This is a genomic window from Fodinibius sp. (assembly GCF_041642155.1).
In the GTDB taxonomy this organism is placed as follows: domain Bacteria; phylum Bacteroidota; class Rhodothermia; order Balneolales; family Balneolaceae; genus Fodinibius.
In genome coordinates, this window is sequence record NZ_JBEPWZ010000109.1 from 1 (window position 1) to 9,284 (window position 9,284).

The window sequence follows — 9,284 nt, forward strand, 5'->3', positions numbered from 1 at the left end:
GGCAAAATTCTTACTTGAAACGGGTAAACATCGCCTTGATTCCAGTGCTATAGAAAAGGAACTGGGAAAGCTCAGCAGCAAGATTCGCCAGGATAAAAAAAAGGATAGCCTTGCAGTAGGTGCACCTATAAAATCCCGCTTGTCTCAAAGGGCGTGGATGGTTGCCGCCAGCATTTTGTTGGTTATGACTCTTTTGGGCGGGGGATTCTACATGAATTACCATGAGGAGACCGGCCGACAGGAAAAGGTGGCCGAAGCAGCACCGGTTCAGGAGTTCCGAACTGATTTCGGGGAAAAGAAAACCTTGCGCCTGGAGGATGGTTCGGAAATTGTACTCAATTCAAATTCACAATTGAGATACAATCCCAATATAAAGAAGGGAGAGGATATAGAAATTTGGCTGCAGGGCGAGGCCTATTTTGATATACCCCATTATGAAAATGAGCAGCAACGGTTTTTTACGGTCCGCACTCGCGATGGAGCGGTTCAGGTGCTGGGTACCAAATTTGCCGTTAACTCTTTTGGTGAACAAACCCAAACGGTATTAAGGGAAGGAAAAGTGAAGGTTAGAGCTGAGAACGATTCCCAGGATCACAACGTGGAGCAGATACTAAAACCGGGCGATTTGGCTCGATTTGGCCGGTCGGGGGAGACTATAGCTCTTCAGAAAGTTAATCCGCTGGTGTATACCTCCTGGACTGAAGGCAGGCTGGTGTTTGAAAAGACCCCTGTGAAGGAGGTGAGTACGCGCATAGAAAATACCTTTGGGGTAACAATTAAGATTACGGATGAATCCTTACGCGGAAGAAGGTTATCAGGTTCCATCAGAATTCCCAATCTGCAGGTGTTGAAAGAAGCCCTTGCGAAGCTTCTCGATGCAAAGGTGAGACAACAAGGCGATGTACTACAGATTGAACCCAAAACAGACTCATGCGGGCTTAACGAATGAACAATGAGCACCTATGCGTCTTGATATCAACATTGGCAGAAAGTGATCAATATAAGCGAATGATGTAAAACTGCAATAAATAATATCTAACAATCTAAACGAACCGGATTATGAATAAGCTACGACTTTCTATAGTACTGATTGTTACCTTCCTGGCTGTTCATGTAGCAAACGTGGAACTGTTGGCCCAGGATCAGCAGCAAAACCAGTTATTGGTTGAAAACAATAGCACAGGCAATATACTGCAATGGGACACGGACCAGGTCCCGCTTGCGGATCTGTTGTCACGGCTCGAGGAAAAGTTCAGCGCCACATTCTTATACGACCACAAATCCGTTGCAAACAAGTTTGTAAGCCGGTCTAAGGCAGGCCTGAGCGAGAATCCCGGTCCCGATCTATCGCGAATATTACAGGAATTGGGACTTTCCTATGATGAAATTCACGAGGGTATATTCTTACTGATGCCCAGTCAGATGCCTCTGGATAAGGCGGCATTGTTGCAAACGGTTTCAGGAACGGTTACCGATGCCCAGTCCGGGGAAACCCTGCCCGGCGTCAATGTCCTGGTTAAGGGCACCTCAACGGGCACCTCAACGGGCAGTGACGGGTCATTTGAATTGAATGTGGAGTCGCTGCAGGATACGCTGGTATTTTCGTTTGTGGGTTATCAGACGCAGGAGGTGCCTGTTAACGGGAGGACGGAGATTGAGGTGGCCCTGCAGTCCCAGGCTATTGCCGGTGAGGAGTTGGTGGTTGTGGGGTATGGGACACAGCAACGAAGAGATTTGACGGGCTCTGTAAGTTCTGTAAGCGCGGAAGATTTGGATGAGGCTGCATCATCAACCTCTATAGAACAAGGACTTGTGGGGAAGATTGCTGGTGTAAATGTTACTCAAACGTCTGGTCGCCCAGGTTCCTCGGTTTCGGTGCGTATAAGAGGTTCCAGTAGTATACAGGGAGGGAATGAACCGTTATATATAATCGATGGTTTCCCAGTATACTCTGAAGGTGAGGGACCCGGGGGTAGATTGGGTGCACTAAATATGTTAAATCCACAGGATATTGAATCTATTGAGTTCTTAAAAGATGCGTCTGCTACGGCAATCTATGGGAGTCGTGCATCTAATGGAGTAGTACTTATTACTACCAAAGGGGGACAGCAAACAAGGGATGAGGTTAGTTTTAACATCTCTTCTGGCATTAAACAAATAACAAGAAAGATACCGGTTATGGACGCATTGGAGTATGCCCAATTAACGAATCAGGCATACACAAATGATGGTTTAAACCCTTATTACGATGAGGCGGAAATGGAGCATATAAGAGAAATAGATCCTGGAACTGATTGGCAGGATGAGATTTACAGAGACGCTCCAACTCAAAATTATAATCTTAGATTTTCCGGAGGAGCTGAAAATTATACTTATTCCATTTCGGGAAATTATACTGATGAAGACGGGATTATTAAAAATTCTGATTATAAAAGATATTCAGGAAGGATAAATATAAACAGATACATTTCAGACAAGTTTACTATAATTGCAAATTTTGATCTCAATAATATTTCCAGCAATTTTATTGCCGAGGGAAGTGGGCGTAATGATGTGCCTACTTCTGCTTTATTGATGAGTCCTATTCTGCCAGTTTATCAAGATGATATGAAAACTGAATATACCCTGGAGAATACCCCAGGTCGAAATGTACCTAATCCGGTAGCAACAATAAATGAGATAACCGATGAATATTCGACACTGCGAGCGTTAGGAAAATTACAGGGACAGTATAATATCACTCCAAATTTAACAGCTGATGTAAAAATGGGGGTTGATTTACAGAATAGCAGGAATGATAATTTTGTGCCTGCCAATATTGCTCAGGGTGGAGGTACCTCTTCCGGAAGTATCAATGAATCTGAGACTTTAAATTGGTTGAATGAGAATACGCTTCAATGGAATACTGCGCTTAATGAGGATCATTCCCTGGACTTATTGGGTGGTTTTACCATGCAAAAAAATATATTCAGAAGTTCCTATGCAAGTGCACAGGAATTTCCTACCGATAGATTAGGAACCAATGATCTTAGTATGGCCTCTGTGTATAACCAACCCAATTCAAATAGGACAGAGTGGACTATGGTGTCCTATTTGGGAAGGATTAATTACAACATAATGGACCGTTATCTTTTTACGGTAACGGGTCGTATAGACGGCTCATCTCGTTTTGGTAAAGAAAACAAGTATGGCTATTTCCCTTCTGGTGCTTTTGCATGGCGTCTGGGGGACGAACAATTTATAGATGATTTAAATATCTTCAGTGAGCTGAAATTAAGAATCAGTTATGGTATTACCGGAAATCAGGAAATTGGACTATATAATAGTCTTTCAACCCTGGGTACTTCATCCTATTCTTTTGGAGATGGAATAGTTACTGGCGTTACTCCAAATAAAATGCCTAATCCTGATTTAAAGTGGGAATTAAGTAGTCAAATGGATATAGGATTGGATATGGAATTTTTCAATAACCGACTAAGAATTACCGCGGATTATTATGATAAGACCACGTCCAATCTATTATACAATGTTGGTATACCCTATACGTCAGGTTTCTCTACGGCCCTCCAAAATATTGCAGAGTTAAATAATAAAGGATTCGATTTAGAATTGGAGGGAGATGTTTCCGCAAGTGAAGAGTTTAGTTGGTATAGCAGCTTTAATATTTCGACGTATAGGAATGAAGTGACGGATCTTGGTGGTGAAGCTTTCAGGTGGGTTGGTACTGACATAATGCACTCCGGGCCGACTCATCGGTTAGAGGTTGGAGAGCCTGTAGCATATTTTTACGGCTATGAATGGGATGGAATATACCAAAATGAAGATCAATTACATGAAAATTCACCTACAAATTATGTAGGGGGATGGAAATATGTAGATCATAATAATGATGGTGTAATTAATTCGGATGATAGACGAAGAATAGGCAATCCCCATCCAGATTTTTTTGGTGGTTTTACTAATAGATTCTCTTATAAGGGGTTTGATTTATCTATCAGTACAAGCTTTAAATATGGGAATGATATCTTAAACTTCAATAATCTCAGTTCCACTATGCCGACCGGGGGAGGGAACGTATATAAAGGGTTTACGAATTATTGGGATGGTGAAAATAGTACTGACCAATATGCGAAGCCTTCAACCCGGCGAAGTCAGATGTTTAGTAGCAGAATGTTGGAGGATGGTTCTTATTTTAAAATTTCGAACCTAAGGTTGACTTATAATTTTCCAAATATAGCGACTCTCAGCCAATCGATAAGACGTTTGAGTATATACATTAATATGTCTAATTATTTTACTTTTACTGATTATAACGGCTATGATCCTGAAGTTAGTTTTCAAGGAATTACTAATTTGGCAATTGGCGAAGATTTTAGTCAATACCCGAGAACAAAGTCCATATCAGCAGGAATCAATCTTACCTTTTAATATAAAGGAAGTCCAAAAAATGATGATGAGTTCCTTCTGATAATTAATTCATTTTGATTTAAAACAAAAATGGCTTTCCCATAGCAGCTTGTGCAACCAAGGGATTGGATCCCTCTAAATTTGAAATATGGGAAGATGCCAAAAATACAAAAAATCAATATTATGAAATTACGATATAACGCATTAATCTTATTCTTCTTAGCAGCAAGTCTATTGTCATGCGAAGATTTTTTAACGGAGGATCCGCCGGGTCAGCTTGTAGCAGAAACCTTCTATCAGAATGAAGAGGAAGCGATTGCTGCGGTTAATGGAATTTATCCAAATTTAGGTCTCGGATGGGATAACTACGGCAGAACTATGCAGATTCTTACCATGCTACCTACAGATGTCATGAAAGATGGACTTGGAATGCCTAACCAGCATCTTCAAAATCTTTCATACTACGCGCATAGTAGTGTTAATCAGTGGTCTGAGTCAATATGGCAGGATCATTATAGCATAATCGCAAGTGCAAATTCGGCAATAAACAATATACCTAATGTTCCGGAGGGTAATATCAATGAGGACCTAAGAACACGCTTAATAGGTGAAGCGAGATTCTTAAGAGCTTTAGCATATTTTAATCTTGTTCGATTTTACGGTGGTGTACCCATTATAACACAAATAGAACGACTGGAAGATGCAAATGAGCCGAGGGCACCCGTGAACGAGGTCTATAACCTTATTTTAGATGATCTTGAATATGCACAGAATAATCTTCCCATAAGTTATCCTGTTTCAGAGTTTGGCAGAGCTACGGAAGGTGCGGCCAAAATACTGGAGGGCAAGGTACACTTAACACGCCAAAACTGGCAAGAGAGTGTGGACAAGTTAGCTGAAGTAGTTGAAAATGAGGGACAGTATGGTTATGGATTACATGAAGATTATCAGGATAACTGGGCACCTGGTGATGAGAGGGGAATTGAAGCCGTTTTTTCCATTGACTATGGGAAACCTCCACTTCCAAATAATGCCAGTATGATGAGCCTTCAGGGACCTAAATATTCATTGATCGGAAGTCCAGAGGCATTTGGCATACCTGCTAATGAAGCAGAACTCCCCACATTGGAATTATATAATGAGTATGAAGAAGAAGATTCAAGAAGGTATGTAACTTTACGAAGTGAATTCATGGGAGCAGATGGAGAAATGCATGGAACTTCGCATCCACTTTTTGCTAAATATTGGGAAAATGGAGTAACAAGTTTAGCTGAGGGATCCGTAAATTTCCATATTCTACGATATTCAGATGCTATTTTAATGTATGCAGAAGCGTTAAATGAAATAGGGAATACATCTGAAGCAGAGAACCAGCTTAACAGGATTTTAGAAAGAGCATTTCAAAGTACTGATCATAACGTCAATGGTTTAACTCAGCAACAGTTCAGAGATAAAGTTCTGCATGAAAGGAAATTAGAACTTGTAGATGAGGCTCATAGATGGTTTGATTTGGTAAGAACAGGTCGTTTGGTGGAAAGAATGCAAGAATTCGGTCAAGTAGAGTCGGAACTTTCAGAAGGCCATCATGGCAACTATGCCGATATTATCACCCGGGTAAGCGAGAAACATATGTTATTTCCGATACCTCAGTCTGAAATTGATAAAAGACCTGATCTATATGAACAGAATCCAGGCTGGTAACAGACGCAAGCTCTGAGGACAATTTTATTTTCATGAATTGAATGTTGATGGGAAAAAGCGAAGCATGTTCTCCTTTCTCAAGATCATGATATCTTTTCTCCGTCACTTTTATTATATGTGATGTATAATTGTTTTGTGTAAAAAAACCACCAGTAATTGACTCGCTATTGCTTATGATTTTTATTCGTTATTATTCTTTGATGATTCTCTTAGTGCTTGTATCCTTTGCGCTTTCGGGATGTGAATCAACGGAGGCAGAACCGGAAATAACATCCAAGGATACCCCGCCCAACATCATCGTGATGTACTCCGATGACCACACGGCCCAGTCCATCGGCGCCTACCAGGAGGCTCTGAATTACGGGCTTAAGCTGAATCACACGCCCACGCCCAACATCGACCGGCTGGCCGCGGAGGGCATGCGCTTTGACAACGCTTTTGTCACCAACTCCATCTGCAAGCCCTCGCGGGCGGTCCTGCTGACTGGTCAGCACAGCCATAAGAACGGGGTCTTGACCAACGGGGAATCTATTGACGAAAGCCTGGAAACTTTTCCGACGCTGCTACAGCAGGCGGGCTACCAGACCGCTATGGTCGGGAAGTGGCACCTGGGCACCGAGCCCCAGGGTTTTGATTATTATGAAGTGCTTTACGGGCAGGGTCCCTATTACAATCCGACCATGCGCACCCCGGAGGGCGATGTGGACCGGGCAGGCCATACCAGCCGTGTAATTACCGACAGCGCCCTGCGCTGGCTGCGGGACGACCGGCAGCGAAACACCCCGTTTATGATGATCTACAACCATAAGGCCCCGCACCGCAACTGGCTTCCGGGCCCGGATCACCTGAATGACTACCGCAACCGGGACCTGCCGGAGCCCCCCAGCCTGTTTTACGACTACGAGGGACTGACAACCGCGGCACGCGAGCAGGACATGGAGATCGGAACTACCATGAGCTGGGGCTGGGACCTGAAGGTCCCCCGGAACCCTGAAACCGGGGAAGCCTCGGAGGGGTGGGACCGGCTGGTCGAGCGCAACCGGCTGACCGACCGGCAGCTGGAGCGCCTGCAGCAGGCCTATGGAGAGCAGAACGAGCAGCTGCATGAACATTATGGGCAGATGTCTGAGAAAGAGCGGCTGCGCTGGCGCTATCAGCGCTACGTGAAGGATTACCTGCGGGTGATCCGGGGCGTGGACGACGGGGTCGGTCGGGTGATGGACTACCTGAGGCGCGAGAACCTGCTGGATAACACGGTGGTGATCTACGCGGGGGACCAGGGATTCTTCCTGGGCGAAAACGGCTGGTTTGACAAGCGCTGGATCTACGAGGAGTCGATGCGGATGCCGCTGATCGTCCACTGGCCGGAGGGCATTGCCCCGGAGTCGGTCAACAAGCAGCTGGTCCAGAACCTCGACCTGGCCCCCACTATTCTGGACCTGGCCGGTTCGGAAATCCCCGGGCAGATGCAGGGCCGTTCGTTGGTCCCCCTGCTGAAAGGCGAGGAGCCCTCCGACTGGCGCAAAGCGGTGTATTACCACTATTACGAAGGTCCCCCGGCGGTCCATGAGGTAGCCCGCCACTACGGGGTGCGCACCGACCGCTACACGCTGGCCCATTTCTACGAAAATGAGGAATGGGAACTGTTTGATCTGCAGGAGGATCCCGAACAGCTGCAAAGCGTCTACGGGGATCCGGAGTACGGGGACGTGCAGGAAGAGCTCAAGGGGAAGATCAAGAAGCTCCAGCAGCAATACGACGTTGAACATCCACAGCGATAGGCCAAAAGACTCCCATTTTACTCCTCATCCCATTTGTAGAAATTTTGAAAACCAGAAAATGTGATTAATATCAATCTCTGGTCGAATATAACACCACCGCATAAAAGCATAGGTGAGGAGGGTGCATGCACGAACAAGCAGTAATTAGTCAAATGAATGGTTTTGCAAAGCCTTCTTATATATTAAATATACATAAAACGGAAAATCATGACTACCGATAACCGGCTTAGGCTGAAGATCATGATCGCCTCTCTCATTTGTGTGTTCCTGTGGGGATGCAACGGGAACGACCGGTCCGCTTCGCCCGCTCAGGAAAAACCGAACATCGTGATACTGTTTGCCGATGATATGGGGTATGGGGATGTAGGGGCCTATAACAGCGAGTCCAGAATTCCCACGCCCAATATCGACCGGCTGGCGGCTGAAGGCATGCGGTTTACCGATGCCCACGCGCCCGGCGCGGTGTGTCACCCATCCCGGTACGGGCTGTTGACGGGGCGGTATCCTTTTCGGACCAATACGAATGTCTGGCCGGAACAGCCGGTGATTGATGAGGATCGGTTGACGATTGCTTCCCTGCTGCAGTCGGAGGGCTACCGGACGGCCATGGTGGGAAAATGGCATTTGGGATTCGACGAGTCGCATGCCACCGATCCCTCGACCGCAGCCGACTCCCCGGCGGGAGGAAATACGCGGGCCGCCTACCGGCAGTATGATCCGGATGTCCCGCTCAGGGGTGGCCCCGCAGATCGCGGGTTCGATCGCTTCTTCGGCATCCGGGCCTCAACCGATATTCCGCCCTATTTTTATATTCGCGGCGACCAGGTTGTAACCCCACCGACCGATACGGTTGAATCCCATTACAGTGGCGGAATATGGACCGATATACAGGGCGCCTTCTGGCGTGCCGGGGCTATTGCACCGGACCTGGACCTGGCGGATGTGTTGCCGCGTTTTACCAGGGAATCGATTGATGTCATCGAGAGCCACGGTTCTGAGCATTCGGATCAACCATTGCTGTTATATGTGGCATTTCCAGCTCCCCATACGCCCTGGTTGCCTGCCCGGGAATATGAGGGCGTGAGCGGAGCCGGGATGTATGGTGACTTTACAGCGATGGTGGATGCAAAGGTTGGGGAGATCCTTTCGGCCCTCGAACAGGAAAACATGTCCGAAGAAACCCTGGTGATTTTTACCAGCGATAACGGCCCGGTATGGTATGATAAAGACCTTGAGCAGTTTAACCACGATTCGCAGGGCGGACTGCGGGGAATGAAAGGGGATGCCTACGAGGCGGGTCACCGCATGCCGTTTATCGTACGCTGGCCGGGCGTGATTGAGCCCGGGTCTGTGAGCAATCAGACGATTTCTTTTACGGATATGATGGCAACGTTT

General features: G+C 46.1%; 5 protein-coding genes. All 5 read left to right on the plus strand.

All coding sequences use genetic code 11. The features are described 5' to 3' along the window. Positions 1–949: FecR family protein (locus ACESLU_RS08055; RefSeq protein WP_372637636.1), on the plus strand; the 949-nt coding region annotated here is incomplete at its 5' end. A 110-nt stretch (positions 950–1,059) separates the two neighbouring features. Then, complete coding sequence (locus tag ACESLU_RS08060; RefSeq protein ID WP_372637638.1) at positions 1,060–4,428, plus strand: SusC/RagA family TonB-linked outer membrane protein; 3,369 nt, start codon at positions 1,060–1,062, stop codon at positions 4,426–4,428. 162 nt (positions 4,429–4,590) lie between these two features. Then, complete coding sequence (locus tag ACESLU_RS08065; protein ID WP_372637641.1) at positions 4,591–6,108, plus strand: RagB/SusD family nutrient uptake outer membrane protein; 1,518 nt, start codon at positions 4,591–4,593, stop codon at positions 6,106–6,108. Between the two features lie 200 nt (positions 6,109–6,308). Next, a complete protein-coding gene (locus ACESLU_RS08070) occupies positions 6,309–7,889 on the plus strand; it encodes a sulfatase (protein WP_372637647.1) in 1,581 nt (526 codons plus the stop codon). Between the two features lie 207 nt (positions 7,890–8,096). Continuing rightward, a partial coding sequence (locus ACESLU_RS08075) for an arylsulfatase (RefSeq protein ID WP_372637644.1) occupies positions 8,097–9,284 on the plus strand: 1,188 nt, incomplete at its 3' end.